This window comes from Bradyrhizobium sp. WSM4872 (genome assembly GCF_055811715.1).
Window position 1 is genome coordinate 1 of sequence record NZ_JBVVPT010000047.1, and the last position, 26950, is coordinate 26950.

Genomic DNA, 26950 nt, shown 5'->3' on the forward strand with positions numbered 1-26950 from the left:
TGGCCACCGGCCAAGGCGCTAAGTCACTTCCATCGCACAAATGCTGGCCGTGCAGATACAAGGGGTTCTCTCCGCGCGTGACCTCATGTTTGTGAATTCGCGGAAGCAACCCCTCATCCGGCGCTTCGCGCCACCTTCTCCCACAAGGGGAGAAGGAAAAAGCGAATTACCAGCTCCAACTGATCTCGTGGCTCCAGGGCGGATCGGCGCCCGGACGGGTGCAGGTCAGCCCGGCGCAATTGGCGGCAAAGAACAGCGCGCGGCGAAGCTCGTCTGCGCCGATATCCTTCAGTTGCTGCCGGGCGAGACGTCCCTGCTTGTGCAGGGCGAACAATAACGCCGCCTGAAAACTGTCACCCGCGCCAATGGTGTCGGCGACCACGACCTTGGGGGCGGCGACCTCGATCTGCCCTGCCCCCGCATGCCATGCGATCGCACCGTTGTCGCCACGGGTGATGACGACGAGGCTCGCGCCGCGTGCGAGCAGCGTGCTCGCACGCTGGTGATACGGCTCCTCGGCGAACAGATAGGTAAAATCGACGTCCGACATCTTGATGAGATCGGCACAGCCGGCAAACTCGGCCATGCGGGCGAGATAAGCCGGCTTGTCCTTCACGAGGTTGGGCCGGCAATTCGGATCAAAGGAGATTGTCGAGGACGCTCCTGCGTCCGCGATCAGGGCCCTGGTCTCGGTCGCGCCCTGGTCGTTGACGAGCGTGGTCGAGCCGACATGAAGAACTTCGACCGTATCGAAGGGAATGGAGCCGCGCCGGTAGCTCCAGTTCCGCGTCGCGGTCTCGGCGTCGTAGAAGGCGTAATGCGACTCGCCGGCGACGATGCGAACGAAGGCGAGCGTGGTCTGGCGATCGCTGCGGGCGGCGAGCGCGAGCTCGACATTGGAGGCAGCGGCGTGGTCGGCGATCATGCGTCCGAACATGTCCGTCGAGATCCCGCCGACAAAGCCGGTCGGCGCGCCGAGCCGCGCCATGCCGATTGCGACGTTCAGGCAGGAGCCGCCGACCGCCGGCATCACCGCTTCGCGCCCGTCGATGTTTCGCGTCGGGACGAAATCGATCAGCGCATCGCCGCAGGAAATCAGCATCCGTTTCAAACTCCCACTCGCATCGCGGCGCGGCTGCCGCGATCGACCTCGCACAGCAACTTGTAAACCTCGCGCTTGCGGGCGTGAAAGGCGGCGATGTCGGGAGTGGTCGGCTCGCTCCTCCGTCCCAGCGCCGACATCTTTGCCATGGTCTGCCCGATCGAGGCATAGGCGCCGCCTGCGACTGCGCCGAGCATCGCGGCGCCGAGCAGCACGGGCTCCCTGGTCTGCGGCAGCGCGACCGTGAGGCCGGTCGTATCGGCCATGATCTGCCGCACCAGCGGACTGCGGCTGGCGCCGCCACCCATGATCATGATGCTGGAATGGACGCCATGCGCGGCAAAGGCCTCGATCACCTCGGCAAGCCCATAGGCGAGCCCGCACAGACCGCCGACGAACAGCCGTTCCATCGAGGCGATGTCGGTATCGAGATCGAGGCCCGCGATCACCGCGCGCGTGTCAGGGTCGGCATAGGGCGAGCGGTTGCCGATGAATTCGGGGAGGACGTGAATGTCGCGTGCCAGCAGCGCGGCACGGCTGGCATCGCCGGCGCGCGCGATGATGCGGCGCTCGAGGAAATCGATGAGGTCGAGCCCCTCCGCTCGCGCCGCAGCGCTTGCCTCGGCATGGCCCGGATGCGACTTGAGAAGATGGTCGATCGCGGCGCCCGCGGCGGACTGGCCGCCCTCGTTGAGCCAGAAGTCCGGCACCATGCCGGAATAATAAGGGCCCCACACGCCCGGAACGAAGCACGGCTCCTTCGTCGTCGCCATGATGCAGGCCGACGTTCCCATGATGTAGGCGAGGCGATCGCTGACATCGGTGGCACCGCCCGCACCGTCGCGACCACCGATCGCACCGATGCCGCCGGCATGGGCGTCGATCAACGAGGCGCCGACCGGCGTGCCCGGCGACAGGCCAAGGTCGGCGGCTGCGGCGCGCGTAAGACCTGCGCCGAGGCGCGTGCCGGGCGCGACGATCTCGGTGCCGATGCGGGCGTATGTCTCGTTGACGAAGTCCGACAGGCCGATGCGCTTGAAGAATGGCGCGCTCCAGCCGCCGCCGTCATGGGCGAGATAGTTCCATTTGCAGGTGACCGTGCAGGTCGAGCGCTGCAGCGAGCCGGTTGCGCGCCAGGTCAGGAAGTCCGCCAGATCGAAGAAGTACCCTGCGGCGTCGAAGCTCGCGCGCATGTGCCGCTTCAGCCACAGCAGTTTCGGCATCTCCATCTCTGGCGAGATCGAGCCGCCGACATAGCGCAGCACGGCATCACCGGTCTCGTTGATCAGCCGCGCCTCGGCCGTGGCGCGGTGGTCCATCCAGACGATGACGTTGCGTTGCGCCTCGCCGGAGGCGCTGATGGTGAGCGGATCGCCTTGTCGGTCGAGCACCACGAGGGAACAGGTGGCGTCGAAGCCGATACCGCCGACGCTGTCGGGCGCGATTGCAGCTTCCGCCATCGCGGCCCGCACCGACGCCGTGCAAGCGTCCCAGATATCCTGGGACGATTGTTCGACGATGTCACCGGCCTCATGCCATATCCTGATCGGATGCCGTGCGATCGCCAGCAAGGTGCCCGCTTCGTCGAACACTCCGGCCCGCGTGCTCGTGGTCCCTACATCGACGCCGATATACGCTCGCGGCATTGTCGCCCCCGGAAGCTCTCGTCAGTTTTGACGCAAGCCTACCAGCAAGTGTAGCCGCCATCCACCAGCACGATGCTGCCGGTCATCAGGCTCGCGGCCTCGGACGAGAGGAACAGCACGACGGAGGCGATCTCCTCGACCTGCCCCATCCGCGCCATCGGGGTTCCACCGATCCAGGCGTCGTACATTCTCGGATTGCTCTTCACGAACGCGTTGAGCGGCGTCTCGATATAGGTCGGCGCCACCGCGTTGACGCGGATGCCGCGCGCCCCCCATTCGGCGGCGAGCGATTTCGTCAGATGGTGCACGCCAGCCTTGGAGGCATTGTAGAAGCACTGCTCCTGCGGCTTGTTGACGATGAAGCCGGACATCGAGCCGACATTGACGATGGCGCCGCTCTTCGCTTTCAGCATGTGCTTGCCGAACTCACGGCAGCACCAGAAGGTGCCGTTGAGATTGACGTCGATGACGTTGAGCCAGTGCTCGTCGGTCACGGTCTCCGCCGGCGTCTCGCTGCGGGCGATGCCGGCATTGTTGACCAGGATGTCGACCTTGCCGTGGCGGGCGACGAGGTCGTTGGCCACTTCCGCCACGCGCTTGGTGTCGGTGACGTCCATGATCGCCGTCTCGGCGTCATAGCCCTTCGCCTTCAGGCTGGCTTTCGCACTGTCGGCGACCTTGCTGTCACGATCGCCGATGACGACCCTGGCGCCGGCTTCGGCCAGCGCTTCGGCGCAGGCGAGCCCGATGCCCTGCCCGCCGCCGGTGATGAACGCGGTCTTGCCGTTCAGCTTGAATTTTTCCAGGTACATGTTGCTTTTCCGTTTCTTGCCGTTTCTTGCCGTTTCTTGTCAGCCCCGGATGGCGTTGCCGCTTGCGTCGAAGCGATGGATGCGCGCGGGCTCCGGCACCAGCGATACATGGTCGCCGGCGTGCAGGCTCAATTCACCGACGTAGCGCGCCGTCAGCATGCCGAGCTGACCGGCATCGACATAAAGGAAGGTGTCGCTGCCGAGGTGCTCGGCCACCGCGATCGTTCCCTGCCAGCCGCCGGCGCCGTCGCGCTCGATCTTGAGATGCTCCGGCCGTACGCCGATCGTGGCCGCGCCCTTCTGCAACGCGTGCTCGCCGGTCACGAAGTTCATCTTCGGCGAACCGATGAAGCCGGCGACGAAGAGGTTGGCCGGCTTCTCGTAGAGATCCAGCGGCGAGCCGTATTGCTCGATCTTGCCGCCGTTGAGCACGACGATCTTGTCGGCCATGGTCATGGCCTCGACCTGGTCGTGGGTGACATAGATCGCGGTGGTGCCGAGCTGCTTCTGAAGCCGTGTCACCTCGATCCGCATCTGCACGCGCAACGCCGCGTCGAGATTGGAGAGTGGTTCGTCGAACAAAAACGCCTTGGGCTCGCGGACGATGGCACGCCCGATCGCGACGCGCTGGCGCTGGCCGCCGGAGAGCTCGCGCGGCTTGCGATCGAGATAAGGGGTGAGGTTCAGCGTTGCGGCGGCGGCCTCGACCTTGCGGTTGATCTCGTCCTTGGCCAGCCCCGCCATCTTCAGGCCGAAGCCGATGTTGCCGCGCACGCTCATATGCGGATAGAGCGCGTAGGACTGGAACACCATCGAGAGCCCGCGCTTGGCCGGCGGCGTGTCGACCACGTTCTTGCCGTCGATCAGGATCTTGCCGCCGGAGACGTCCTCGAGCCCCGCGATCAGCCGCAAGAGCGTGGTCTTGCCGCAGCCCGATGGCCCCACGAACACCACGAACGACCCGTCGGAAATCTCCAGGTCCGCGCCCTTGATGATGTGCACGGGGCCGAAGGATTTCTGCACGTCCTGAAGTGTGATCTGACCCATGATCCGGCAGCCCTTCCTACTTTACCGCGCCAAAGGTGAGCCCGCGCACGAGCTGCTTCTGGCTGAACCAACCGAGGACGAGAATAGGCGCGATCGCCAGCGTCGACGCCGCCGACAGCTTTGCCCAGAACAGCCCTTCCGGGCTCGAATAGGACGCGATGAACGTGGTGAGCGGCGCAGCGTTCGAGGTCGACAGATTGAGCGTCCAGAACGCCTCGTTCCAGGCCAGAATCAGGTTCAGCAGCATGGTCGATGCAAGCCCCGGGATCGCCATCGGCGTCAGGACATAGACCAGCTCGCGGCCGATGGTGGCGCCGTCCATGCGCGCGGCTTCCAGGATGTCGCGCGGGATCTCCTTGAAATAGGTGAAGAGCATCCAGATCACGATCGGCAAGTTTCCCAGGCACAGGATGAAGACGAGCCCGATGCGGGAATCGAGCAGGCCGAAGGACTTGTAGATCAGGTAGATCGGCACCAGCACGCCGACCGGCGGCATCATCTTGGTCGAGAGCATCCAGAGCAGGATGTCCTTGGTGCGCTTGGTCGGCGAGAACGCCATCGACCAGGCGGCGGGGATCGCGATCAGCAGTGCGATCAAGGTCGAGCCGCCGGCGATGATGATCGAGTTCATCGCGTGGAGGAAATAGTCGCTGCGCTCCTGAACCGTCGCGTAGTTCTCGGTGGTCCAGTGGAAGAACAGGAAGGACGGCGGAATCGCGAAGGCCTCAAGTTCGGTCTTGAAGCTCGCCAGCACCATCCAGAGGATCGGGAAAAAGATCAGGAAGCCGAAGAACCACGCCCCAATGGTCGAGACCACCACCCGCTGCCTCGTCGCCATACGCGCCATGTCTCATGCCTCCAGATTGCGGCCGACGATACGGACGAGGAAAAAGGCAACAATGTTGGCGATCACGACAGCGACGAGGCCGCCCGCCGAGGCGGTGCCGACATCGTACTGGATCAGTGCCTGCGAATAGATCAGGAAGGCGATGTTGGTGGTCAAGAGTCCCGGGCCGCCGCCCGTGGTGACGTAGATTTCCGCAAAGACGGTGAGCAGGAAGATCGTCTCGATCAGGATCACCACCGTGATGGGACGCGCGAGGTGCGGGAGCGTAATGTAAATGAAGGTCGAGACCGCGCTGGCGCCGTCCATTTCGGCGGCTTCCTTCTGCTCCTCGTCGAGCGACTGCATCGCAGTGAGCAAAATTAGCGTCGCGAACGGCAGCCATTGCCAGGACACGATCAGGATCACCGCGAGCAGCGGCGCGTCGGTAAACCAGTCGATCGGCGTCAAGCCGAACAGCGACGCGATCCAGGCAAACAGCCCGGACACCGGATGCATCAACAGGTTTTTCCAGACCAGTGCGCTCACCGTCGGCATGACGAAGAACGGCGCGATCACCATCAGCCGCACGATGTTGAGGCCGATCACGGGCTGGTCGAGCAAAAGCGCCAGCGGAATTCCGAGCAGGACGGTCAGCGCCAGCACCGAGCCGACCAGCACCAGCGTATTCTGGAGGGAGGCGAGGAACGCGGGATCGGTCAGGAAGTAGCGGAAATTTTCCAGCCCGACGAATGATTCCGAGCCGGGATCGAGCAGACTGTAGTGCAGCGTCGAGAAATAGAGCGTCAGCGCGAGCGGGACGATCATCCAGATGAACAGCAGCCCGACGGCCGGCGTCAGGAGCGTCCGTGCGAGAAGCTGCGTCTGCCGGGTCGCCATTTTTGGCTTCTCCGCTTGCGGAAAGAAGGCGGCTATCCCTCCCTGGCGGTGGATGGCCGCAAGTCTGAGCTCAGGAGGGAGAGTTCGAGCTCACTTGATGTAGCCGGCGCGCTTCATCTCGCGCTCGGTTGCGGATTGCGCTGCGGCGAGCGCGGCATCGACCGTCATCGAGCCCGCAAGAGCCGCCGAGAATTGCTGGCCCACCTGGGTGCCGATGCCCTGGAATTCGGGGATCGCCGCATATTGCACGCCGACGTAAGGCACCGGCTTCACCGTCGGCTTGTTCGGATCGGCGGCGTCGATCGAGGCCAGCGTCAGCTTGGCGAACGGGGCGACCTTCAGATAATCGGGGTTCTGGTAGAGCGAGGTTCGGGTGCCCGGCGGCACGTTGGCCCAGCCCTCCTTCGCAGCCACGACCTTGGTGTAGTCCTTGCTGGTGGCCCAGGCGATGAACTTCTCGGCGGCTTCCGCTTTCTTCGAGCCGGCGGGGATTGCGAGACTCCAGGCCCACAGCCAGTTGGCGTTCTTGCCGAGCCCGGTGTTGGGCGCCAGCGCGAAGCCGACCTTGTCGGCGACCTTGGAGTCCTTCGGATTGGTGACGAACGACGCCGCGACGGTGGCATCGATCCACATTGCGCACTTGCCGGCATTGAACAGCGCGAGGTTCTCGTTGAAGCCGTTCGAGCTCGCGCCGGGAGGGCCGGCCTGCTTCATCAGGTCGACATAGGTCGTGATTGTCGCCTTCCATTCCGGGGTGTTGAACTGCGGCTGCCACTTCTCGTCGAACCAGCGTGCGCCATAGGAATTGGCCATGGCGGAGAGGAACGCCATGTTCTCGCCCCAGCCGGCCTTGCCGCGCAGGCAGATGCCGTAGACGCCGGCGCTCTTGTCGGTGAGCTTCTTGGCGGCGTCGACGACAAAATCCCAGGTCGGCTTTTCCGGCATCTTGAGGCCGGCCTTGTCGAACAGGTCGGTGCGGTACATCACCATCGAGCTCTCGCCGTAGAACGGCGCGGCGTAGAGCTTGCCGTCGACCGAGACCGCATCCTTGATCTTGGGCAGGAGGTCGGCGACGTCGTAGTCGGCGCCAAGATTGGCGAGCGGCACCAGCCAGCCCTTCTTGGCCCAGATCGGCACCTCGTAGGTGCCGATGGTGAGGACGTCGAACTGGCCGCCCTTGGTGGCGATGTCGGTGGTGACGCGCTGGCGCAGCACGTTCTCCTCAAGCGTCACCCATCTGACCGATATATCGGGGTTCTTCTTGGTGAATTCACCCGTCAGCCCCTGCATGCGGATCATATCGCCGTTGTTCACGGTGGCGATCGTCAGGGTGGTTTCGGCCATCGCGGGGACGGCCAGCAACAGGCAAGATGCGCCGCAGACGGCGCCAAGGACGTGTTTCACGGTGACCTCCCTAGGATCGCGCTTTTGAGCATATACCCACGCGTTGGGCGTATGTTCGACTGAGGGCGAGCCATTGTCAAGCAGGCACAAAGCTGTTCGCGCAACTTATGAGTGCTGCGGTGCGGGAGCGAGTGATGTCTGCAAGAAGGCGCCGCGGGTTCGTCACCTCTCCCGCTTGCGGGAGAGGTCGTATCGCATCGCAGATGCGATACGGATGAGGGCTTTCTCCTCTTGGGGAATCTTGCCAGCGGAGAGACCCTCTCCCCAGCCCTCTCCCGCAAGCGGGCAAGGGAGCGCAGTCCCATTGCCGCGGCGGCTTACGCCCTACCGCTCCAGAATCGCCCGTGCGGTCGCCTCGTCCGTGATCAGCCCGTTGATCAACCGTCCATTCAACGCCGCCGCGATCGCCGGCACCTTGGCTGCGCCGACCGCGGCGCCGATCGTGGTGGTCTTCGCCGGGACCTCCGGCGGGATGCTGGTCAGGCGTTTGTTGGTGCCGGCCTTGAGCAGGCGGCCCTTGGCGTCGTACGCCCAGCCTGTGATCTCGCCGATCGCCCCTTGCCGCATCATCTCGAACAATTCGTCGCGGGTGACGAAGCCGTCGACATGGACCTGCGCCTTCTGGTCCATCTGGCCGATGCCGACGAGGCGCAAATCCGCCTTGGCCGCGACCGCCTTCACCTTTGCGATCGGCTCGATCCGGACCATCTTGTTGCGCTCATCCTCGGACGACATCAGGAACGGTAGCGGCATCGGATAGTGCCGCGCACCGGTGCGGTCGGCGAGCCGGCCGACGGTGTCGTAGAAGCTCGCCGAACCGTCGGCGGAGATATTGCCGACCAGCGAGACGATCTGGTGGTTGGGCCGGTCGATCGGCGTGACGCGCTCGACCGCGGCGCGCACGGCGCGTCCCGTCCCGAGCGCGACGATGACGGGGGTCTCCGAACGCAGGGTGGAATCGAGCAGGTTGGCGCAGCGTTCGGCAATGCCCGCTGTGGCCTGCGGCGCGGCGGAATCCGCCGGCACCACCTCGCAATGAGTAAGCTCGAAACGCTGCTTCAGACGCGCCGCCAGTTCCATGCACGCGGCGATGGGATGTTCGAGCCGGAAGGTGATGAGCCGCTCGGCGAGACACAGCGACACCAGCCGCTGCGCCGACGCTCGGGACACCTGGAGCATCTTTGCGATCTCGTCCTGGGTGTGACCGGCAATGAAATAGAGCCAGCCGGCACGCGCGGCGTCATCGAGCCTGGACTTTTCGTTCTCGGCGGCCATGGCAGACGTCAGGCGTCCTTCCAGAAATCGATCATGCGCGCGAAGACCCGGTCGGCCCCCGCACCCGACAGTATAGCCTGCCCGTCGCGGCCGCGATAATGGCTGCCGCCGGCAAATCCCCAGACCGTCATGCCGGCCGCCTTGCCCGCCTGCACGCCGCTCGCACTGTCCTCGATCACCAGCGTGCGCGCAGGTTGCGCGCCCGTCTGCTCGGCTGCGTAGAGAAAGAGATCAGGCGCCGGCTTGCCGTGCCTGACCATCTGCGCGGTGTAGATCCGGTCGCCGAAATGCGCCCGCAGGCCGGTGACGTCAAGAGAGAGCGCGACACGGTCGATATCGCTGGACGAGGCTACGCAAAATGGTATCCGCAATTCCGATATCACGGTGGCAACACCCGCGATCGGCTGGAGTGATCCGGCAAACGTGCTCAACACATGCGACTTCAAGCGCGGCAGAAAGCCGTCCGGCACGACCTGCCCGAGGTCCCGATAATGCTGCTCGACCGCTTTGGTGCTGCGTCCGAGAAAGAGTTCGAACGCCTGCTCCGGGCTCAGCGCGATGCCGCATTCGGCCAGCACGTCCGACAGGCACCGACAGCTCAACAGCTCACTGTCGACCAGCACGCCGTCGCAGTCGAAGATGATCAGATCGAGTTTCGGCCGGCCCTGGTCCATCCCAGCATTCGATCATATACCCAATTGGTGGGCAATAGCTCACCCAAGGCCGGAACGCCGCACCCTTTCCTGAATCAGTGCGCCACCTGCCGGTAAATCGCCGGCAGGGCCGCGGGCAGTCGGCGGATGTTGCCGACGATGGCGTAGCCTCCACGCCCGAACAGCGTCGGGAAATAGGATTGCGCGGTTGCGTCCACCGTGACGCCGAAGGCGGCGATGCCGAGCCGGCGCGCCTCCTGCACCGATTTGCGGGTGTCCTCGACCGCGAAGCGGCCTTCGTAGTGATCGACATCGTTCGGCTTGCCGTCGGTGAGGACGAGCAGCAGCTTCTTGCGTTGCGGCTGACGCGCGAGCTCGGCCGAGGCGTGGCGCACCGCCGCGCCGATCCGCGTGTAATAGCCGGGCTTCAGCGCACCGATACGACGCTCCACTGCCCCGCTCATCGGCTCGCCGAAGGCCTTGACGGTTTCGAGCCGCACCCAGGACCGCCGGCGCGAGGTGAAGGTCAGGATGCTGTGATGGTCGCCGCAGGCCGACAGGCCGTGCGCGAGCACGAGTAGCGCCTCCTTCTCGACGTCGAGCACGCGATGGCCGTCGACCCAGGCGTCCGTCGAGAGCGAGACGTCGACAAGCAGTGTGACGGCGAGATCATGCCCCTGCGGGCGCATCGCGACATGGATGCGATCGAGACCGCCGCCGCTGCCGGCGCGAAGATCGCACCGGGCGCGCACGAGCGCGTCGAGGTCGAGATCGTGCCCGTCGGCCTGGGCGCGCATCAATTCGCGGCGCGGCCGCAAGATCTCGAAGCGCTGCCGTACCTGACGGATATGCCGGCGCATGGTCTCGTCGGGCGACCAGATCTCGCCGGTCTCGGACGCGGCGCCCGCGAGCACGCGGCAATGATCGGGCAGGTAGGAGCTGCTGCGGCAATCCCATTCGGGATAGCTGAGGTCAGCGTTCAGCAGCGAGGCATCGAGGGCTTCCGGCGGCAGGTCGAGATCGAATTTGAGCCGGCTCGCCGGCTTGCCGCTGCGGCGGCTCAGCGTCATCTCCTCGAGATCGTCGGCGGCCTTCTGCGCGTCCGCGTCCTCGCTGTCGTCAGCCGGACGGTCGACATTGACCATCTCGGCCATTGCGAGAATCTTTTCGAAGCGGTTGAGCACGAAGGGATCGCGGCGGTTGGCGTTGTCCTCGCGCTCGCGCACGGCAAAGCGCTTGCGATTGTCCTGGGCCGCGTCCCCCGCGCCCGCTGCGCACTCGTCGTCGCCCGCATGCGCGGGCGAGAGCTCGCGCGTCCAGCAATCGCCCCAGAGCGGACATGGCAGGACCGAGCGATAGCCGGGCGGGGCCTTGTCCGGCAGCTGACCTGTCCCCATCATCGCGGGCCACAGCTGGCCTGCGGGCGCCTTTCCGGCCCCGAGCAAGGCCAGGACGATCTGCTCGATCTCCTGCTCGAGACGCGGCAACTGACGTTGCGGCCGGGCTTCGGCAGTTGCTGCGGCGAGCCGCGCGTAATCGGCGGCGAGCCCGGGAAACTGCGTGAGCACGAAGACCGCCGTCTCGCTCGCCCGGCGCAAGACCAGAAGGTCCCGCCGCAGCGGATCATCCTCCGTGATCGTCTCGATCGGCGCGACCGCGAACCACGCCGCAAGCCAGCGATAGAGGCATGCGTTGAGGTCGTGGTCGGCAAATATCGCGATGCGGTCGGGGAGGAAGATGGTCGTGGCGTCGCGGCCCGGCTGTTCGAGACGTTCGTCTCCAAGGCCGATGCGTTGCCGCCAGCCGAGCCGATGGCCCGCCCTGCGCGCGCCTGCACTCGCGATCTGAACGCCCGTCTCGCCCCCAAGCGCACGGAACATCACCGCGAGCCGGCCTCTCACCTCCGCAAGCGCGACCGCGTGATCATCTTGGACCGGATAGCTCGCGGTGCCGCCGACCATCCGGTGCCAGGCACGGCCGACCGTCTCCTCCAGTTCGAGGAAGTCGAGCATGGAACCTGCCTCACCCAATCACGGCGCGCGCGACATCCAGCAGCGCCGCCTTCACGTCGGAATCGTCGGTCAGCGGCTCGATCATGCCGGCGAGCACGGCATCGACGATCGAGACTCCCGCCGCGATCAAGGTCGCGCAATACACCACGAGCCGGGTCGAGACGCCCTCCTCCAGATCATGCCCCTTCAGCGCCCGCAGACGTCCGGCGAGCGCGACCAGCGGCCGTACGCGATCCGGCGGCAGCCCGCTCTCGGCCGACACGACCGCAATCTCCTGCTCGGTCGGCAGGAAGCCGAACTCGATGGCGACGAAGCGCTGCCGCGTCGACGGCTTCAACGCCTTGAGCAGGGTCTGGTAACCGGGATTGTAGGAGACGACGAGCATGAAGCTCGCGGGAGCGACGAGCTCCTCGCCGGTTCGCTCCAGCGGCAGGATACGGCGGTCGTCGGTGAGCGGATGCAGCACGACGGTGACGTCCTTGCGAGCTTCCACCACCTCGTCGAGATAGCAGATGCCGCTCTCGCGGACCGCGCGCGTCAATGGACCGTCGGTCCACACGGTGTCGCCGCCCCTCAGGAGATAGCGCCCCGTGAGATCGGCGGCAGTGAGATCGTCGTGGCAGGCGACGGTGTGGAGCGGCAAGCCGAGCCGCGCCGCCATATGCGCGACGAAACGCGTCTTGCCGCAACCGGTCGGCCCCTTCAGCAGAACCGGGAGCCGGTGCCGCCAGGCATGCTCGAACAGCGCACATTCGTTGCCGCTTGCAACATAGGCCGGTAGCGCAGGCGCGGCCAAGGCGTGAAGGGCTGCTTTCATGATCTCTCTCCGAAAATTCCTGAAGCGGCGGCCGCGATGGAAACGCGGCCCCCGTCACGCTTACTCGGCCGGCTGCAGCACGGCGGGAATGGTCGCCTGCCTTTCGCGGCCGGGCACCAGCACCGCCCAGACGAACATCAGCGCGGAGATCGCGACGAACACACCGGAGCCGAGCCGCACCCAGTAGAAGAAGGCGAGCTGGTCCTGCACGTCCATGTAGCCCTGGCCGAGCACGCGCTGGAGATGGACCTGGACCACGCCGGCAAAGGTCAGCGCGAACGTCATGGTCATCATGGCCGTGCACATGATCCAGAAGCTCGTCATGCTGAGCCACTGGTTATAGGGCGCGCGTCCCTTGATCTGCGGGATGGCGTAAGCCATCACGGCAAGGTTGAGCATCACATAGGCGCCGAAGAAGGCGAGATGGCCGTGCGCGGCGGTGACCTGCGTGCCGTGGGTGTAGTAGTTCACCGAGGACAGCGTGTGCAGGAAACCCCAGACGCCGGCGCCCAGGAACGCCATTACCGAACAGCCAACTGACCACAGCAGCGCGGCGCGGTTCGGGTGCTTGCGGCCGGCCTTCCAGGTCATCTGCACCGTGAAGATCACCATCGTGAAGAACGGCGCGACCTCGAGCGTCGAGAACAACGAGCCGATCCACTGCCAGTAGCCGGGCGCGCCGATCCAGTAGAAATGGTGGCCGGTGCCGAGAATCCCCGAGAACAGCGCGAGGCCGATGATGACGTAGAGCCACTTCTCGACCACCTCGCGATCGATGCCATTGAGCTTGATCATGAGATAAGCGAGCACGGAGGCCATGATCAGCTCCCAGACGCCCTCGACCCAGAGATGGACGACGTACCACCAGTACATCTTGTCGACGGCGAGGTTCGCCGGATTGTAGAAGGCGAACAGGAAGAAGATCGCAACGCCCCACAGGCCGAACAGCAGGATGTTGGTAACAGTGGTCTTGCGCCCCTTGAGCGCGGTCATGGTCACGTTGAACAGGAACATCAGGCAGACGACGACGATGCCGACCTTGATGATGAAGGGCTGCTCGAGGAACTCGCGGCCTTCATGGTAGTGGAAGAGATAGCCGACCACCGCCACGCCCGCCGCGCCAAAGAACATCCAGAACTGGATCTTTGCGAGCAGCGGGCTGTACAGCTCGGTCTCGGTTTCCTCAGGCAGCAGGAAGTAGGTCGCGCCCATGAAGCCGATCAACGACCACACGATCAGCGCGTTGGTATGGATCATCCTGACGATGTTGAACGGCAGCAGCACCGACAGCGTGTTGGGCAGGACGTAGATGGTCCCGGCGAGGAGGCCGAACAGGACCTGGGCCAGGAACAGGGTCAGCGCGCCGTAGAAATACAGCATCGCGACTTTCTGGGTCTGATATTTCATCTCGGATCTCTCTGTCTTGAAAGAGGAAAGCGGCGGGCTCAGCCGGCCTTGTTCGGCGGCCAATCCTGGCGCTTGATGGTCCTCACCCATTGCAGGAAATCGGCGAGATCGTTGAGCTCCTGGTCGGTGAGGTTGAATTGCGGCATCTGCCGCCGGCCCTCCGCGCCCGAGGGCTGCGACTGCATCCAGGCCTTCAGCGTCTCTCGCGCGCCGGCCGGGTCTTCCTTGCCGCCCCATCGATCCCAGACGTTGCCGACTTCGGGCGCGAAATAGGCGCCTTCGCCGAGCAACGTGTGGCAGTTGATGCAGGAGTTCTTCTCCCAGACATGCTTGCCGCGGGCGACCGACGACGTCAGCGTCGCCGCGTCGGTCGATATCGTGGCCATGTAGTAGTGGCTGTGCGCCGTCAGCCCGATGAAGATGGCGAAGAAAAAGGCCGAGCCGCCGTAGAAGACGTTTCGAGCGGCCGACTTGGTCAGGCGTTCAGCCATTGCCAATCCTTTCAATTGAGTCCCGTCGCGTAAATCGGTGATGCGATTTATTGCCGATTGGCACGGCCCGTTCTTTGTCAGGGCGCAAGGAGTGAGTCAGATCAAGGCGACGACGGCGGATGTGACCCAGGCAAACAGCACCACCATGAGGATCCAGGCGCTGACGACGCCGCGCCAGAGCGCAGGCGCCGCGCGAAGATCGAGGAAATCGAGCGCAATCCGACGGCCCTTGACGGCAGCCAAGGCCAGCAGCAGGGCGTTGCCGAGCAACGGCCGCGGCACCAGCGATGGCACCAGGATGGTCGCGAGCGCGAGGCCAATCAGCGCGAGCCAGGTGATGTCCAGGCGATTCGGCATCGTCACCGCACCAGATAAAGAATCGGGAACATTACGATCCAGACCAGATCGACCATGTGCCAGAAGGCCGTTCCCGTCTCGACGCCGAACGCTTCAGCGCGGCGGCAGACGAATGCGAGGATGATGATGCCGAGGCAGACGTGCAGGAGATGGAAGCCGGTCAGGAGGAAATAGAGTGTGAAGAACGGACTGGTCTCGAGTCCGATGCCGCGTCCGATCTCTTCGGCATATTCGCCGAGCTTGATCGCCACGAACAGGCCGCCAAGCCCCATGGCCGTGAGGAGCCAGTAACGTGTCGCCCGGCTCTCGCTGGCCCGCGCGGCCTTCGTAGCCCGGGCTGCGGCCCAACCGCTCGTCACCAGCACGACAGTGTTCAATCCGGCGAGACCCGGATCAAGCGCCGCCTGCCCCGCCGCGAACACGGCCGGATGGATCGCGCGGGCGACCGTGAAGGCACCGAGAAACAGACCGAAGGCGGCGAGCTCGCTGAAGATCAGCACCCAGATCATGGGATCGCCGGGAAGATCATCCAGAATTCCCCAGCCGTTTCCCTGTTGCTCGCAATCGGCTGCCGACATCTGCTCTTCCGGATCAGGACACCGGCCAGACTTAGCTCAGCCGTGTCGATCCGAGTTTGTGGCCGGACAAACTTGGGGAATGTCGATCAATTTGTTTGCGCCGTCGCAACGTCCGGCCGGCCGGGTCGCGATACCAAACGCCCCAGGGTTCCGCGGAGCTGCGAGCGATAACATGAGCGATGCACAAATCGGGCTGATCACCGCGACGCCCATCATCATCGTCTTCGCCATCGCGCTCCGGCGAATGGGCGTGCTATCGACCGTCGCCACCGTCTCGGCGGTGAGCCTCTCCGTCGCAATCGCCGCGGTGCTGTTCACGACGCAGTAATGACTGCCGTAGCCTCATCTGCGCTGATTGTACACGTCGATGCACACCGCCCCGAGCAGGACCAGGCCCTTGATGACCTGCTGGTAGTCGATGCCGATGCCGAGGATGGACATGCCATTGTTCATCACGCCCATGATCATGGCACCGACCACGGCACCGCCGACGCGGCCGACACCGCCATAGGCCGAGGCGCCGCCGATGAAGCAGGCCGCGATGACGTCGAGCTCGAAGCCGAGGCCCGCCTTCGGCGTTGCGGTGTTGAGGCGCGCGGCGAAGACGAGGCCGGCGAGCGCAGCGAGCACACCCATGTTGACGAAGGTGAGGAAGGTCAACCGTTCCGTCTTGATGCCCGACAGGCTTGCCGCTTTCGCATTGCCGCCGACGGCATAGACCTGCCGACCGATGACGGTACGGCGGGTAACGAAGCCATAGAGCGCGATCAGCGCGGTCATGATGACCAGCACGTTCGGCAGACCGCGATGCGAGGCGATCAGATAGGTGAAATAGAGCACGGCGCAGGCCAGGAGAATGCTCTTGCCGAGGAAGAACGCGTAAGGCTCGACCTCGATGCCGTGCAGCTGCTCGCGCGAGCGCCCCTTGGCGCCGGCGTAGACGAGGCCGAGCGCGAGCACCGCACCGATCAGCATCGACGTCGGGTGCAGCGTGCCGGCCTCGGGCAGCATCTCCGGAATAAACCCCGACGACAATTTCTGGAAGGTCGCCGGGAACGGCCCGAGCGACTGGCCCTGCAACACCGCGAGCGCGAGGCCCTTGAACACCAGCATGCCGGCCAGCGTCACGATGAAGGAGGGGATCTTGAAATAGGCCACCCAATAGCCCTGCGCGGCGCCGATTGCCGCGCCCAGCAGCAGGCAGGCGATGAAGGCGAGCGTGTAGTCGACCTTGTAGGTCACCATCAGCACGGCGGCCACCGCGCCCACGAAGCCCGCGACCGAGCCGACCGAGAGGTCGATATGGCCGGTGACGATGACCAGCAGCATGCCCAGCGCCATGATGACGATGTAGCTGTTCTGGAGCACCAGATTGGTCAGGTTGAGCGGCTGGAGCAGCGTGCCGCCCGTCATGACCTGGAAGAACAGCATGATCGCGATCAGCGACATCAGCATGCCGTAATTGCGCAGATTGTTCTTGATGAAGCTGCCGTGCCGGCCCTCCTCGGGCAGCGAAACCGTCTTGTCGGTCATGGCTGCGATCCTCCCATCTCCGCACCCGCAAGGGCGCTGCTTCCATAATTTCTGTCGTTGCGCATGATGGCGCGCATGATCTTTTCCTGCGTTGCGTCTGCGCCCTTGAACTCGCCTACGAAGGCGCCGTCGTTCATGACGCAGATGCGGTCGCAGATGCCGAGCAGCTCGGGCATCTCCGAGGAGATCACCACGACGCCGCGGCCGGCTTCCGCAAGCTCGTTGATGATACAGTAAATCTCGTACTTGGCACCGACGTCGATGCCCCGTGTCGGCTCGTCCAGGATCAGCACTTTGGGGTCGGTCATCAGCCATTTCGACAGCACGACCTTCTGCTGGTTACCGCCGGAGAGCTGGCCGGTCTCCTGATAGACGTCGGAGCAGCGGATGCGCATCCGGTTGCGGTAGTCGCTGGCGACCTTCAGCTCGGCGATGTCGTCGATCACCCGGTTGGGGGCGACCTGGTCGAGGCTTGCGAGCGTGATGTTCTTGCGGACGTCGTCGGCGAGGATCAGTCCGAGCTGCTTGCGGTCCTCAGTGACATAGGCAAGGCCGGCGTCGATCGCGGCTGCGACGTTCGGCAGCACGATCTCGCGGCCTTCGAGCCTGATACGGCCGCTGATATTGGTGCCCCAGGAGCGGCCGAACAGGCTCATGGCGAATTCGGTGCGCCCCGCCCCCATCAACCCGGCGATGCCGACGACCTCGCCGCGCTTGACGCCGAAATTGACGTTCTTGATCACCTGCCGCTCGGGATGGATGGGGTGATAGACCGACCAGTTCTCGACGGTCAGGACCGGCTCGGCGATCTTCATGCTGCGCTCGGGAAAGCGATGGGCGAGATCGCGGTTGACCATGCTGCGGATGATGCGGTCTTCCTGGATCGGCTCGGCGTGGCAATCAATGCTGTCGACGGTGCGGCCGTCGCGCAGCACGGTGATGTGGTCGGCGACCTTGGCGACCTCGTTGAGCTTGTGCGAGATCAGGATCGAGCCGATGCCCTGCGCGCGGAACGCCATCAGCCGCTCCAGCAGCGCGGCGCTGTCGGCCTCGTTGAGGCTCGCGGTCGGCTCGTCCAGGATCAGCATCCGCACCCGCTTGGACAGCGCCTTGGCGATCTCGACCAGCTGCTGCTTGCCGACGCCGAGATCGGTGATCAGCGTATCCGGCGATTCCTTCAGACCGACCTGCGCGAGCAGGTCGCGCGTGCGCCGATACACCTCGTCGCGATCGATGACGCCGAGCTTGGACGGCGGATGCGACAGGAAGATGTTTTCGGCAATCGACATCAGCGGGATCAGCGCCAGCTCTTGATGGATGATGATGATGCCGAGCGCCTCGGAATCGTTGATGTCGCGGAAGCGACGCTCCTCGCCATCAAAGATGATGGTGCCCTCGTAGCTGCCGGCCGGGTAGACGCCGCTGAGCACCTTCATCAGTGTGGACTTGCCGGCACCGTTCTCGCCGACAAGGGCGTGGATCTGCCCGGCTTCAACCGAGAAATTGACGTCGCGCAGCGCCTGGACGCCGGAAAAGCTCTTGCTGACGTTGCGCATCTCAAGCATTGCGGTCATCGGATCATTCTCCCGGGGCTTCCACAATCGTCATGGCCGGGCTTGTCCCGGCCATCTACGTGCAGCCGCTTGCGAAGAGGGACGTGGATGCCCGGGACAAGCCCGGGCAAGACGAGTTGATAAACATGCGCTTCGCCCTACCCCTAAAGAACTCCCTCTCCGCAGGTCGGGAGAGGGAGTAGACCTCTTACTGGAACTGCGCCTTCTTGTAGTAGCCGCTCTCGACCAGGACCTTCTCCCAATTGTCCTTGTAGACCACGACCGGCTTGAGCAGATAGGACGGCACGGTCTTGGCGCCGTTCTCGTAGGTCTTGGTGTCATTGACGGTGACCTGCTTGCCGGCAAGCGCAGCGTCGACCATGTCGGCGGTCACCTTGGCGAGATCGCGGGTGTCCTTGAAGATGGTCGAATACTGGTCGCCGCGCAGCATCGCCTTGATCGAGGGCACCTCGGCATCCTGGCCCGAGATGATGGGCATCGGCTGGCCGGCGCTGCCATAACCGACGCCCTTCAGCGAGGAGATGATGCCGATCGACAGGCCGTCATACGGCGACAGCACGGCGTTGACCTTCTTGTTGCCGTAGTAGGCGCTGAGCAGATTGTCCATGCGGGCCTGCGCGGTGGCGCCGTCCCAGCGCAGGGTCGCAACCTTGTCCATGCCCATCTGGCCGGAGGCGACGACGAGCTTGCCGCTGTCGATATACGGCTTCAGCACGCTCATCGCGCCGTTGTAGAAGAAGTAGGCGTTGTTGTCGTCGGGCGAGCCGCCGAACAGCTCGATGTTGAACGGACCCTTGCCCTCCTTGAGGCCAAGCCCTTTCTCGATTGATTGCGCCTGGAGCACGCCGACCTGGAAATTGTCGAAGGTCGCGTAATAGTCGACGTTCGGCGTGCCGCGGATCAAGCGGTCATAGGCGATCACGGTGATGCCTTTTGCTTTCGCCTGCTTGAGCACGTCGGAGAGCGTGGTGCCATCGATCGCGGCGATCACCAGCGCTTTCGCGCCCTTGGTCACCATGTTCTCGACCTGGGAGAGCTGGTTCGGAATGTCGTCCTCGGCATATTGCAGGTCGGTATTGTAGCCGCGCTCCTTCAGCACCTTGACCATGTTGTTGCCATCGTCGATCCAGCGCGCCGAAGATTTGGTCGGCATGGCGATGCCGACTGTTGCTTTGTCCTGGGCCGAGGCGGTGACGCCTGCGGCCATCGTCGCGGCGCCGGCCAGCGCCAGCGCCAGGAATGTCGTCTTCAGTTTCAACATGATTCGCTCCCTTGGATGTCAGACTGTTTTTTGGTGTCGTCGAGAAGTTTGGCGGTGTGCGGCTTCGAGCCTCCTATGCGAGCTTGACGTCAGGCTCCGCGCGACCATGCGCGGAGGCCTCCAACAGGAAGGTGTAGCCGGCTTGCGGATCGGCGGCACGCGCCGTCGCATCCATGTCCTGCCAGGCCGAGGTGACGAGGAGACGCGACAGATCGGGGCCGACAAAAACGGGGCAGCTCGCCTGCTTTGCCGGCACGCTCAGCGAACGCAGCCGCTCGCCTTGCGGAGAGTAGACGTCGATGCGGCTCGCGCCCCAGCAGGCATTCCAGATGTTTCCGTCCGCGTCACACACCGAACCGTCGAGGCCGCCGATGCCGGTGTGGCGCAGCAGCACTTCCGGCTCGCCGCGCGGCAGGCCGGTCGTGGGATTGAGCGGCACCGCATAGAGCACCGCGCGCGCAGTGTCGGCGAAGTAGCCAGTGGCGCCGTCGGGCGAGAAGCAGATCGAGTTGGGAATGCTGATGCGCGGAAACAGCATCGATATCTCGCCGTGATGGAATGCGTAGATCGCGCCTGCCCCTGCTTCCGCCTTGCGGCCCATGGTGCCGATCCAGAACGTGCCGGAGGGATGCACGCGGGCATCGTTGGAGCGGGTCGCGGGATTGTCGGCTTCGAGCGGACAGAGCAGCGTCATCGCGCCGTCGGCGATCTTGCGGATATAGAGCCCGTCTTCCGCGACGATCAACTGCCGTTCGGCATCGATCCGCCCAAGTGCGCTCGCCATCCGGCTCAGCGCATGGACGCGAATGCTGCCGCTGCCGAGCTGCGCCTCGAACAGTCGCCCCTCCCGGATATCGAACCACCAGGCCGTGTCCGTGCTCACGTCATAGGTCGGCCCCTCGCCGAGATGGCAAGGATCGTCCGAAAGAACCGAGGTCGGCACCTGTTCCATCAGGACCTCCTCATCGCAAAACGATAGACCGTATGATGGCGATAGACCTCGCCGGGCGCCAGGCGCGGGCTCGGGAAATCCGGCCGGTTCGGTGCATCCGGCCAGATATGCGGCTCCAGGCACATCGCGTCTGACTGCCGGTAGAGCTTGCCACCCTTGCCCGAAATCGTGCCGTCGAGATAATTACCCGAATAGACCTGCAGACCAGGCTGATCCGTGAACAGCTCCATGATGCGCCCCGAGCGCGGCGCCTCCAGCCGTGCCGCGAGCGCAAGCTTGCCGTCGCGCGCGAGACAGTAGGTGTGGTCGTAGCCCTTGCCGTTGCGCAATTGCTGGTGGCTCTCGCGGATGCGCTCGCCGACGGGCCGCGGCTCGCGGAAATCGAACGGCGTGCCGGCAACGCTGCGCGGCGGCTCCGGCAACGGAATGGCGGTGGGATCGATCGCGAGGAAATGCCCGGCGGCGACTGTCAGCTTGTGATCGAGAATGGGCGTCCCTGATGTCGCGCCTTCCAGATTGAAGAAGCTGTGGTTGGTCAGGTTCACGATGGTCGGCCGGTCGGTCCTCGCCTCCATGATCAGGGATAGCTCGGCCGGGCCGGTGACGCGATAAGTCAGGCGAACCTCGAGACGACCGGGATAGTTTTCCTCGCCGTGCGGGCTCCTGTAGGTCAGCGTGACCGCGGGCTCGGCGCCGTCGTCGATCTCCGCAACGTCCCAGAGCTTGCGGTCGAAGCCGTCGAGGCCGCCATGCAGCGCATTCGGACCATTGTTGACGGGAAGCTGCACCGTTTCGCCGTCGAGCGAAAATTGCCCGTTGGCGATGCGATTGGCGTAGCGGCCGACGGTGGCGCCGAAGAACTTTCGTTCGGCGAGATAGCCGGCGAATGCGTCATGGCCGAGCACGACGTCGTCGTAGCCACCCTTGGCGTCCGGCGCGATCAAGGCCTGCAAGACTGCACCATGGGTGATAATGCGCGCCTCGAACCCGCCCTCTCCGCGCAGCACGATGCGCTCCACCTTGCGGCCGTCCGGCAGCGTTCCGAAGACGTCTCTTTCTGTTTTCGATCCAGCCATGATCAATCCACAAACGGTTCGACGATCGTGCGCCTGCCGAGCAGGAAGGCGTCCGCAACGAGACGAAGCGGCGCCAAATCCACGTCGCTCGCGCCGGTCGCGGCGAGCGTGACGAAGCGCCGGTAAAGCTCCCGATATTCCTCATCGGGCGCCTCGGCAACGATCTTGCCGTCGATCGCCATGATCCGGCCGCCGCGGGATAGCGCCATCCGGCCCTGGTCGGTTTCGACCAGGATATCCCAGCTCTGCGGCCCGGTCTGGCGGAAATCGAACTCGGCGGTCACAGGCAGGCCGTCGATGTCGGTCAGCGTCAGCTTCGCGGCGATCGGCGCCTGGCAATTGGCGGGGAAGGCGAGCTCGGCCGCGGTGACGAACACGGGCTTGGGCAGGATCCTGGTCAGGATCGACAGCGCATTGATGCCGGGATCGAACACCCCGAGCCCGCCCGGCTCCCAGATCCATGCCTGCCCCGGATGCCAGACGCGGACGTCCTCTTTCCAGTTGATGTGCACGGAACGGATGCGGCGCGCGGCGAGCCACTCGCGCGACGGCTCGACTGCCGGCGCATGGCGCGAATGCCAGGTCGCAAACAGCGTTCGCTTGGCCTCACTCGCCATTGCGATCAACGGATCGAGCTCGGCAACTCCGGCGCCGGGCGGCTTCTCCAGCATGACATGCTTGCCGGCCCTGAGCGCTGCGACCGCCTGGGCGCGGCGCACTTGAGGCGGCGTGCAGAGCGACACCGCGTCGATCGGCGGACCTTTTTCCAGCAGCTCCTCGATGGTCGCGAAATGCGGAAGATCCGGCAGCGAGGCATTGCGGCTGGCGACGGCGGCCAGCGTCGCGCCGGGAACCGCTGCGATGGCGCCGACATGCTGATCCCGCGCGATCTTGCCGAAGCCGACGATGGCGATGCGAAGCTCAGTCACGATCTTTCTCCAGCTTCCGCGGACGGCAGCGCTTCGGCCGGTACAGTCTCGATCACTGTCCCCTCATGGCGGCGCATGCCGTTGTGAATGACGTAGACCATCGCCTCCGACGCAGTCGTTGCATCACCGGCCGCGATGGCATCGACGATCTTCTGATGCCAGAGCAGAACGGTGTCGCGGTCTTCCGGTTCGACCGGTGCGCTGAGCAGGAACGAGGCGCGCAACGCAGCCTCGATAACGTGCCCGATCGAGCGCATGAACAGATTACCGGAGGCGCGCGCCACACCGACATGGAGCGCGAGGTCGGCATCGGCGAAGCCAACGGAGTCGGAAGCTTCAAGCCGCATCCGCTCCATGCAGCGACGCAGCTCGACGACGTCCTGCTCCGACCGCTGTGCCGCCGCCAGCGCGGCCGCGCGCGGCTCGACCGCGAGGCGGATCTCGGCGAGGTCGTTGAGGAAGCGCTTGTCGATCCCGGCGTCCAGGTGCCAGGCCAGCACATCGGCGTCGAACATGTTCCAGGCGACGCGCTCGCGCACGACGGTGCCGACGCGGGCCTTGGTGGTGAGCAGGCCCTTGGCAACCAGCGTCTTGACGCTCTCGCGCAGCACCGGCCGCGACACGCCGAACATTGCGATCATCTCGGCATCGCCCGGCAGGCGCGTGCCTTCCGCATAGCGGCCGGCGATGATGTCGACGCCGATCGAGCGGGCCACCTCCGCGTGATTGGAGTGCGCCCGGCGCGTCGGGATGACGAGGATGCGCGAGGTGGTCATGAGACTGCTCCCGCGCGCTTTGCCACGGGCCGGCGCGCGAGCGCGACCAATCCCTGTTGCAAGGCGATGAAGGCGAACAGCAGCACGCCGGTCGCGATCTTGGTCCACCAGCTCGACAGCGTCCCGTCGAAATTGATGTAGGTCTGGATCATGCCCTGGATCAGCACGCCGAGGAAGGTGCCGATCACCGAGCCCTGCCCGCCCGTGAGCAGCGTACCGCCGATGACGACGGCCGCGATGCTGTCGAGCTCGACGCCGACAGCGGAGAGCGAGTAGCCGGCGCTGGTGTAGAAGGAGAAGACGATGCCGGCAATGCCGGCGAGCAGGCTCGACAGCATGTAGATCTTCACCGTCATCCTGCCGACGGCGACGCCCATCAGGCTCGCGGTCGCCCGGCTGCCGCCGAGCGCATAGACATTGGCGCCGAACCGGGTGAGCTGCAGCAGCAATGCGCCGCCGATCACGATCGTAAGCATGATGACCGCTACCGCCGTCAGCCGCCCTCCGCCGGGTAGTCGCAGTGCGAAGTCCGACACGGTGGAATAGACCGGTGCTGTGATCGGCACCGATTCTGTCGAGAGCAGGAAGCTGGCACCCCGGGCCAAGAACATGCCGGCGAGCGTCACGATGAATGGCGGCAAATCGAAGACATGGATCACCGCGCCCATCGCCGCGCCGAAAGCCGCTGAGAGTGCGAGAATGGCGACGAAGGCGACCAGGGGCGGCATTCCCCAGCGCTCGATCGCAAGCGCGACGAACACCGTGGTGAAGCCGATCACCGAGCCGACCGAGAGATCGATGCCGCCGGAAATGATGACGAAGGTCATGCCGGTCGCGACGATGCCGAGGAAGGCGTTGTCGGTCAGAAGATTGCCAACCACGCGGGTGGAGGCGATGTTGGGAAACTGCATGGCGCAGAGCGCGAACCCCGCGACGAGCACGATCGCCGTGATGAAGACGGGCGGCAGGCCTTTCATGCCTTGGTCCTCCGCAGCCGCGCCACGATTCCGGCAAAGCCCGACAGCTTCGGCGATTGCAGCAGCAGCACCGCGAGCACCACCACCGCCTTGACCAGCAAATTGAACTCCGGCGGATAGCCCGAGAGCAGAATGCCCGTGTTCATGGTCTGGATGATCAGCGCGCCGAGCACGGCCAGCACGAGACTGAAGCGGCCGCCGAACAGGGAGGTGCCGCCGATCACCACCGCGAGGATGGCGTCGAGCTCGAGCCAGAGGCCGGCATTGTTGGCATCCGCACCCATGATGTCGGCCGCCGCGATGACGCCGGCAAGCGCAGCGCAAACGCCGCACCAGACATAGACCGCCAAGATCATCGCGCGCGTGCCGACGCCGGCGAGCTCGCTTGCGCGCGCATTGCCGCCGGTGGCCTCGATCAGCAATCCGAGTGCCGAGCCGCGCACCATCGCGCCGGTGAGGATCAGCATCCCCAGCGCGATCGCGACCGGCACCGGTACGCCGAAAATAGAGCCATTGCCGAGCCAGACCAGATCGGGCGAGGAGAAGGTCACGATGCGGCCCTCTGTGATGAGCTGGGCGATGCCGCGCCCCGCAACCATCAGGATCAGGGTCGCCACGATCGGCTGCATGCCGAGCACCGCGACGAGAAATCCGTTCCACAATCCGCAGATCAGGCCCGCACCGAGCGCAGCAGCCAGTACCACCGTCAGACTGTGGTTGTCGGCGAGGCTCGCCGCGATCGCGCCGGAGATCGCCATCACCGCACCGACCGACAGATCGATGCCGCGCGTCGCGATCACCAGGACCATGCCGAGCGAGAGCAGCGCCACCGGCGTGCCCCGGTTGAGCACGTCGATCAGGCTGCCGAACAGACGACCATCCTGCAGGCGCAGATCGAAGAATTGCGGCGACACCACACGGTCGACCGCGAGGATGACGATCAATGCGAGGATCTGGGCAAGGCCGCGGCGCGGCAGCAGCGCTGTCATGTGTGAGCCTCAAGCGCAACGGCGACGCTATCGGCGGCAATGGCGGCGAGAATGTTGCCGACATCGATCGCCTCGCCGGCGAGCTCTTCGACATGCGCGCGGTCGCGCAGCACCACGACCCGGTCCGAATAGGTCACGATCTCGTCGAGCTCGGAGGAGATCACGAGCAGCGCAAGCCCGTCGTCGCAGAGCTCGCGTATCAGGCGGATGATCTCGGCATGTGCACCGACGTCGATGCCGCGTGTCGGCTCGTCCAGCACGAGCAGCCGTGGCGAGGTCGCAAGCCACCGTGCCAGCAGGACCTTCTGCTGATTGCCGCCAGACAGCAGGCCGACGGGACGCTCCGGATCGGGCGGGCGAATGTCGAGCATCTTGACGTAACGGCTTGCGATCTCGTCCTGCTCGCGTCGCGACAGCGGCCGATGCAAACCGCGCTTGGCCTGGAGCGCGAGCACGATGTTCTCGCGGACGGTGAGCTCGGCGACGATGCCGTCGGTCTTGCGCTCCTCAGGGCAATAGCCAAAGCCGTGGCGCACGCCGTCGCGCGGCGAGTGAAGCCGGACAGGCGCGCCTTCCACCCTCGCCTGCCCGCGATCGGCGCGCTCGGCGCCGAACACCAGCCGCGCCGTCTCGGTCCGGCCCGAGCCGAGCAGGCCGGCGAGACCGACGACCTCGCCATGGCGCAGCTCGAGATTGAACGGCGCGACATAGCCTGATTTGCCATAATTCTCGAAGCTCGCGCAGACTTCGCGGGCCTGATGCTCGCGCGTCGCGGCCCGCGCGCTGGTGGTCTCGGCCAGCTCGCGGCCGAGCATCATCCGGATCAGCTCGATTCGCGGCAGCGAGACGGTCTCGCGCTCGCCGACCAAGCGACCATTTCGCAAAACGGTGATTCGATCGGATATCTCGTAGACCTGGTCGAGGAAATGGCTGACGAAGACGATGCCAATGCCGCGCTTGGCAAGCTGACGCATGATGCGAAAAAGGATCTCGACCTCATGGCGATCGAGGCTTGCGGTCGGCTCGTCCAGGATCAGCACGCGCGCCGAGAGATAGACGGCGCGCGCGATCGCGGTGACATGCTGGATCGCCACCGAATAATTGCCAAGCGGCGCTGATACGTCGATGTCGAGTCCGAAATCCGCGAGCAGCGCCTTCGCGCGACGTCGCATCTCGCCTTCGCGCACCATGCCGAAGCGCATCGGTTGCCGGTCGAGAAACAGGTTCTGCGCCACCGAGAGATTGGGCAGCAAATTGACTTCCTGGTAGACCGTGGCGATGCCGGCCTGGAGCGCCGCCTTGGCCGACCGCGGCGCGACCTCTTCGCCGCCCAGCCTGACGATGCCGGCATCGCGCGGAAATACGCCCGTGACGACCTTGATCAGCGTCGACTTGCCGGCGCCGTTCTCACCGAGCAGCGCATGGATCTCGCCGGCGCGAAGCGTGAAGTCGACTTCCTGCAACGCACGCACAGCACCAAAACTCTTGCTGATCCCGCGCACCTCCAGCAGGGAAGCAGCGGAATCCGGGCTGTTCTCCATGACAAATTCACTCCCAGC

At 64.9% G+C, this 26950-nt stretch carries 26 protein-coding genes; 1 reads left to right on the plus strand and 25 read right to left on the minus strand.

Annotated features, from left to right (window positions below):
• Window positions 1-166 precede the first annotated feature (166 nt).
• The 15 genes from AC0L3C_RS34535 to AC0L3C_RS34605 form a co-directional block, all read right to left on the minus strand.
• A complete protein-coding gene (locus tag AC0L3C_RS34535) occupies window positions 167-1102 on the minus strand; it encodes a carbohydrate kinase family protein (RefSeq protein ID WP_473258319.1) in 936 nt (311 codons plus the stop codon).
• A 5-nt stretch (window positions 1103-1107) separates the two neighbouring features.
• Window positions 1108-2748: an FGGY-family carbohydrate kinase gene (locus AC0L3C_RS34540; protein ID WP_473410238.1), complete on the minus strand. Its 1641-nt coding sequence runs from the start codon at window positions 2746-2748 to the stop codon at window positions 1108-1110.
• Window positions 2749-2786: 38 nt separating this feature from the next.
• Window positions 2787-3560, minus strand: a complete 774-nt coding sequence (locus AC0L3C_RS34545) for an SDR family NAD(P)-dependent oxidoreductase (protein ID WP_473258323.1) — start codon at window positions 3558-3560, stop codon at window positions 2787-2789.
• A 39-nt stretch (window positions 3561-3599) separates the two neighbouring features.
• Window positions 3600-4607 (minus strand): ABC transporter ATP-binding protein, encoded by a 1008-nt coding sequence (locus AC0L3C_RS34550; protein ID WP_473258325.1) that lies wholly within the window; start codon window positions 4605-4607, stop codon window positions 3600-3602.
• Between the two features lie 16 nt (window positions 4608-4623).
• The gene (locus tag AC0L3C_RS34555; RefSeq protein WP_007608460.1) at window positions 4624-5454 is read right to left on the minus strand and encodes a carbohydrate ABC transporter permease; all 831 of its coding nucleotides are present in this window, start codon (window positions 5452-5454) and stop codon (window positions 4624-4626) included.
• Window positions 5455-5457: 3 nt separating this feature from the next.
• Window positions 5458-6330, minus strand: a complete 873-nt coding sequence (locus AC0L3C_RS34560) for a carbohydrate ABC transporter permease (protein WP_473410239.1) — start codon at window positions 6328-6330, stop codon at window positions 5458-5460.
• A gap of 90 nt (window positions 6331-6420) precedes the next feature.
• Complete coding sequence (locus AC0L3C_RS34565) at window positions 6421-7674, minus strand: ABC transporter substrate-binding protein (RefSeq protein ID WP_473410254.1); 1254 nt, start codon at window positions 7672-7674, stop codon at window positions 6421-6423.
• Window positions 7675-8058: 384 nt separating this feature from the next.
• Window positions 8059-9009, minus strand: coding sequence for a sugar-binding transcriptional regulator (locus AC0L3C_RS34570; protein WP_473258330.1), 951 nt, complete (start codon window positions 9007-9009; stop codon window positions 8059-8061).
• Window positions 9010-9017: 8 nt separating this feature from the next.
• Window positions 9018-9683, minus strand: a complete 666-nt coding sequence (locus AC0L3C_RS34575; protein ID WP_473258332.1) for an HAD family hydrolase — start codon at window positions 9681-9683, stop codon at window positions 9018-9020.
• Window positions 9684-9757: 74 nt separating this feature from the next.
• A complete protein-coding gene (locus AC0L3C_RS34580; protein ID WP_473410240.1) occupies window positions 9758-11674 on the minus strand; it encodes a nitric oxide reductase activation protein NorD in 1917 nt (638 codons plus the stop codon).
• Between the two features lie 10 nt (window positions 11675-11684).
• Window positions 11685-12491, minus strand: coding sequence for an AAA family ATPase (locus tag AC0L3C_RS34585; protein ID WP_473410241.1), 807 nt, complete (start codon window positions 12489-12491; stop codon window positions 11685-11687).
• A 60-nt stretch (window positions 12492-12551) separates the two neighbouring features.
• On the minus strand, window positions 12552-13898 hold the full coding sequence (locus AC0L3C_RS34590) for a cbb3-type cytochrome c oxidase subunit I (RefSeq protein ID WP_473258338.1): 1347 nt from the start codon (window positions 13896-13898) through the stop codon (window positions 12552-12554).
• A gap of 38 nt (window positions 13899-13936) precedes the next feature.
• On the minus strand, window positions 13937-14389 hold the full coding sequence (locus tag AC0L3C_RS34595) for a c-type cytochrome (protein ID WP_473410242.1): 453 nt from the start codon (window positions 14387-14389) through the stop codon (window positions 13937-13939).
• Between the two features lie 96 nt (window positions 14390-14485).
• Window positions 14486-14746: a cytochrome C oxidase subunit IV family protein gene (locus AC0L3C_RS34600; protein ID WP_473266650.1), complete on the minus strand. Its 261-nt coding sequence runs from the start codon at window positions 14744-14746 to the stop codon at window positions 14486-14488.
• 2 nt (window positions 14747-14748) lie between these two features.
• Window positions 14749-15324, minus strand: coding sequence for a cytochrome c oxidase subunit 3 family protein (locus AC0L3C_RS34605; protein ID WP_473410243.1), 576 nt, complete (start codon window positions 15322-15324; stop codon window positions 14749-14751).
• A 172-nt stretch (window positions 15325-15496) separates the two neighbouring features.
• On the opposite strand from AC0L3C_RS34605, the gene AC0L3C_RS34610 reads away from it, so the two are divergent.
• Window positions 15497-15652 (plus strand): hypothetical protein, encoded by a 156-nt coding sequence (locus AC0L3C_RS34610; protein WP_473410244.1) that lies wholly within the window; start codon window positions 15497-15499, stop codon window positions 15650-15652.
• A 14-nt stretch (window positions 15653-15666) separates the two neighbouring features.
• Here the strand turns inward: AC0L3C_RS34610 and mmsB are convergent, their stop codons facing one another.
• The 10 genes from mmsB to AC0L3C_RS34660 form a co-directional block, all read right to left on the minus strand.
• On the minus strand, window positions 15667-16857 hold the full coding sequence (mmsB, locus tag AC0L3C_RS34615; RefSeq protein ID WP_473266656.1) for a multiple monosaccharide ABC transporter permease: 1191 nt from the start codon (window positions 16855-16857) through the stop codon (window positions 15667-15669).
• A complete protein-coding gene (gene mmsA, locus AC0L3C_RS34620; RefSeq protein WP_473410245.1) occupies window positions 16854-18431 on the minus strand; it encodes a multiple monosaccharide ABC transporter ATP-binding protein in 1578 nt (525 codons plus the stop codon). The genes mmsB and mmsA overlap by 4 nt, the downstream gene beginning before the upstream one ends.
• Before the next feature lie 187 nt (window positions 18432-18618).
• Window positions 18619-19692: a multiple monosaccharide ABC transporter substrate-binding protein gene (gene chvE / locus AC0L3C_RS34625; RefSeq protein WP_063993005.1), complete on the minus strand. Its 1074-nt coding sequence runs from the start codon at window positions 19690-19692 to the stop codon at window positions 18619-18621.
• A gap of 73 nt (window positions 19693-19765) precedes the next feature.
• Window positions 19766-20644 (minus strand): SMP-30/gluconolactonase/LRE family protein, encoded by an 879-nt coding sequence (locus AC0L3C_RS34630; RefSeq protein WP_473410246.1) that lies wholly within the window; start codon window positions 20642-20644, stop codon window positions 19766-19768.
• The gene (locus AC0L3C_RS34635) at window positions 20644-21720 is read right to left on the minus strand and encodes an aldose epimerase family protein (RefSeq protein ID WP_473410247.1); all 1077 of its coding nucleotides are present in this window, start codon (window positions 21718-21720) and stop codon (window positions 20644-20646) included. Before AC0L3C_RS34635 ends, AC0L3C_RS34630 begins: the two co-directional genes overlap by 1 nt.
• Window positions 21721-21722: 2 nt before the next feature.
• The gene (locus AC0L3C_RS34640) at window positions 21723-22649 is read right to left on the minus strand and encodes a Gfo/Idh/MocA family protein (RefSeq protein WP_473266663.1); all 927 of its coding nucleotides are present in this window, start codon (window positions 22647-22649) and stop codon (window positions 21723-21725) included.
• Window positions 22646-23425 carry a FadR/GntR family transcriptional regulator gene (locus AC0L3C_RS34645; RefSeq protein ID WP_473266665.1) on the minus strand — a complete coding sequence of 260 codons (780 nt, stop codon included), beginning with the start codon at window positions 23423-23425 and terminating at the stop codon, window positions 22646-22648. Before AC0L3C_RS34645 ends, AC0L3C_RS34640 begins: the two co-directional genes overlap by 4 nt.
• Window positions 23422-24402, minus strand: coding sequence for a galactofuranose ABC transporter, permease protein YjfF (yjfF, locus tag AC0L3C_RS34650; RefSeq protein ID WP_473266667.1), 981 nt, complete (start codon window positions 24400-24402; stop codon window positions 23422-23424). The genes AC0L3C_RS34645 and yjfF overlap by 4 nt, the downstream gene beginning before the upstream one ends.
• Window positions 24399-25391 carry an ABC transporter permease gene (locus tag AC0L3C_RS34655; protein WP_473410248.1) on the minus strand — a complete coding sequence of 331 codons (993 nt, stop codon included), beginning with the start codon at window positions 25389-25391 and terminating at the stop codon, window positions 24399-24401. The genes yjfF and AC0L3C_RS34655 overlap by 4 nt, the downstream gene beginning before the upstream one ends.
• Window positions 25388-26932, minus strand: a complete 1545-nt coding sequence (locus AC0L3C_RS34660) for a sugar ABC transporter ATP-binding protein (protein ID WP_473410249.1) — start codon at window positions 26930-26932, stop codon at window positions 25388-25390. Before AC0L3C_RS34660 ends, AC0L3C_RS34655 begins: the two co-directional genes overlap by 4 nt.
• Between the last annotated feature and the right edge of the window lie 18 nt (window positions 26933-26950).

Excerpts from the sequence above, each read along its gene's own strand:
- AC0L3C_RS34575 (WP_473258332.1), bottom strand. The coding sequence starts at position 9,683 with ATGGACCAGGGCCGGCCGAAACTCGATCTGATCATCTTCGACTGCGAC.
- AC0L3C_RS34600 (WP_473266650.1), bottom strand. The coding sequence starts at position 14,746 with ATGCCGAATCGCCTGGACATCACCTGGCTCGCGCTGATTGGCCTCGCG.
- AC0L3C_RS34630 (WP_473410246.1), bottom strand. The coding sequence starts at position 20,644 with ATGGAACAGGTGCCGACCTCGGTTCTTTCGGACGATCCTTGCCATCTC.
- AC0L3C_RS34565 (WP_473410254.1), bottom strand. The coding sequence starts at position 7,674 with ATGGCCGAAACCACCCTGACGATCGCCACCGTGAACAACGGCGATATG.
- AC0L3C_RS34660 (WP_473410249.1), bottom strand. The coding sequence starts at position 26,932 with ATGGAGAACAGCCCGGATTCCGCTGCTTCCCTGCTGGAGGTGCGCGGG.
- AC0L3C_RS34645 (WP_473266665.1), bottom strand. The coding sequence starts at position 23,425 with ATGACCACCTCGCGCATCCTCGTCATCCCGACGCGCCGGGCGCACTCC.
- AC0L3C_RS34580 (WP_473410240.1), bottom strand. The coding sequence starts at position 11,674 with ATGCTCGACTTCCTCGAACTGGAGGAGACGGTCGGCCGTGCCTGGCAC.
- AC0L3C_RS34535 (WP_473258319.1), bottom strand. The coding sequence starts at position 1,102 with ATGCTGATTTCCTGCGGCGATGCGCTGATCGATTTCGTCCCGACGCGA.
- AC0L3C_RS34550 (WP_473258325.1), bottom strand. The coding sequence starts at position 4,607 with ATGGGTCAGATCACACTTCAGGACGTGCAGAAATCCTTCGGCCCCGTG.
- AC0L3C_RS34545 (WP_473258323.1), bottom strand. The coding sequence starts at position 3,560 with ATGTACCTGGAAAAATTCAAGCTGAACGGCAAGACCGCGTTCATCACC.
- AC0L3C_RS34585 (WP_473410241.1), bottom strand. The coding sequence starts at position 12,491 with ATGAAAGCAGCCCTTCACGCCTTGGCCGCGCCTGCGCTACCGGCCTAT.
- AC0L3C_RS34590 (WP_473258338.1), bottom strand. The coding sequence starts at position 13,898 with ATGAAATATCAGACCCAGAAAGTCGCGATGCTGTATTTCTACGGCGCG.
- mmsA (WP_473410245.1), bottom strand. The coding sequence starts at position 18,431 with ATGACCGCAATGCTTGAGATGCGCAACGTCAGCAAGAGCTTTTCCGGC.
- AC0L3C_RS34635 (WP_473410247.1), bottom strand. The coding sequence starts at position 21,720 with ATGGCTGGATCGAAAACAGAAAGAGACGTCTTCGGAACGCTGCCGGAC.
- AC0L3C_RS34605 (WP_473410243.1), bottom strand. The coding sequence starts at position 15,324 with ATGTCGGCAGCCGATTGCGAGCAACAGGGAAACGGCTGGGGAATTCTG.
- AC0L3C_RS34610 (WP_473410244.1), top strand. The coding sequence starts at position 15,497 with ATGAGCGATGCACAAATCGGGCTGATCACCGCGACGCCCATCATCATC.
- AC0L3C_RS34570 (WP_473258330.1), bottom strand. The coding sequence starts at position 9,009 with ATGGCCGCCGAGAACGAAAAGTCCAGGCTCGATGACGCCGCGCGTGCC.
- chvE (WP_063993005.1), bottom strand. The coding sequence starts at position 19,692 with ATGTTGAAACTGAAGACGACATTCCTGGCGCTGGCGCTGGCCGGCGCC.
- mmsB (WP_473266656.1), bottom strand. The coding sequence starts at position 16,857 with ATGACCGACAAGACGGTTTCGCTGCCCGAGGAGGGCCGGCACGGCAGC.
- AC0L3C_RS34555 (WP_007608460.1), bottom strand. The coding sequence starts at position 5,454 with ATGGCGCGTATGGCGACGAGGCAGCGGGTGGTGGTCTCGACCATTGGG.
- yjfF (WP_473266667.1), bottom strand. The coding sequence starts at position 24,402 with ATGAAAGGCCTGCCGCCCGTCTTCATCACGGCGATCGTGCTCGTCGCG.
- AC0L3C_RS34595 (WP_473410242.1), bottom strand. The coding sequence starts at position 14,389 with ATGGCTGAACGCCTGACCAAGTCGGCCGCTCGAAACGTCTTCTACGGC.
- AC0L3C_RS34560 (WP_473410239.1), bottom strand. The coding sequence starts at position 6,330 with ATGGCGACCCGGCAGACGCAGCTTCTCGCACGGACGCTCCTGACGCCG.
- AC0L3C_RS34655 (WP_473410248.1), bottom strand. The coding sequence starts at position 25,391 with ATGACAGCGCTGCTGCCGCGCCGCGGCCTTGCCCAGATCCTCGCATTG.
- AC0L3C_RS34540 (WP_473410238.1), bottom strand. The coding sequence starts at position 2,748 with ATGCCGCGAGCGTATATCGGCGTCGATGTAGGGACCACGAGCACGCGG.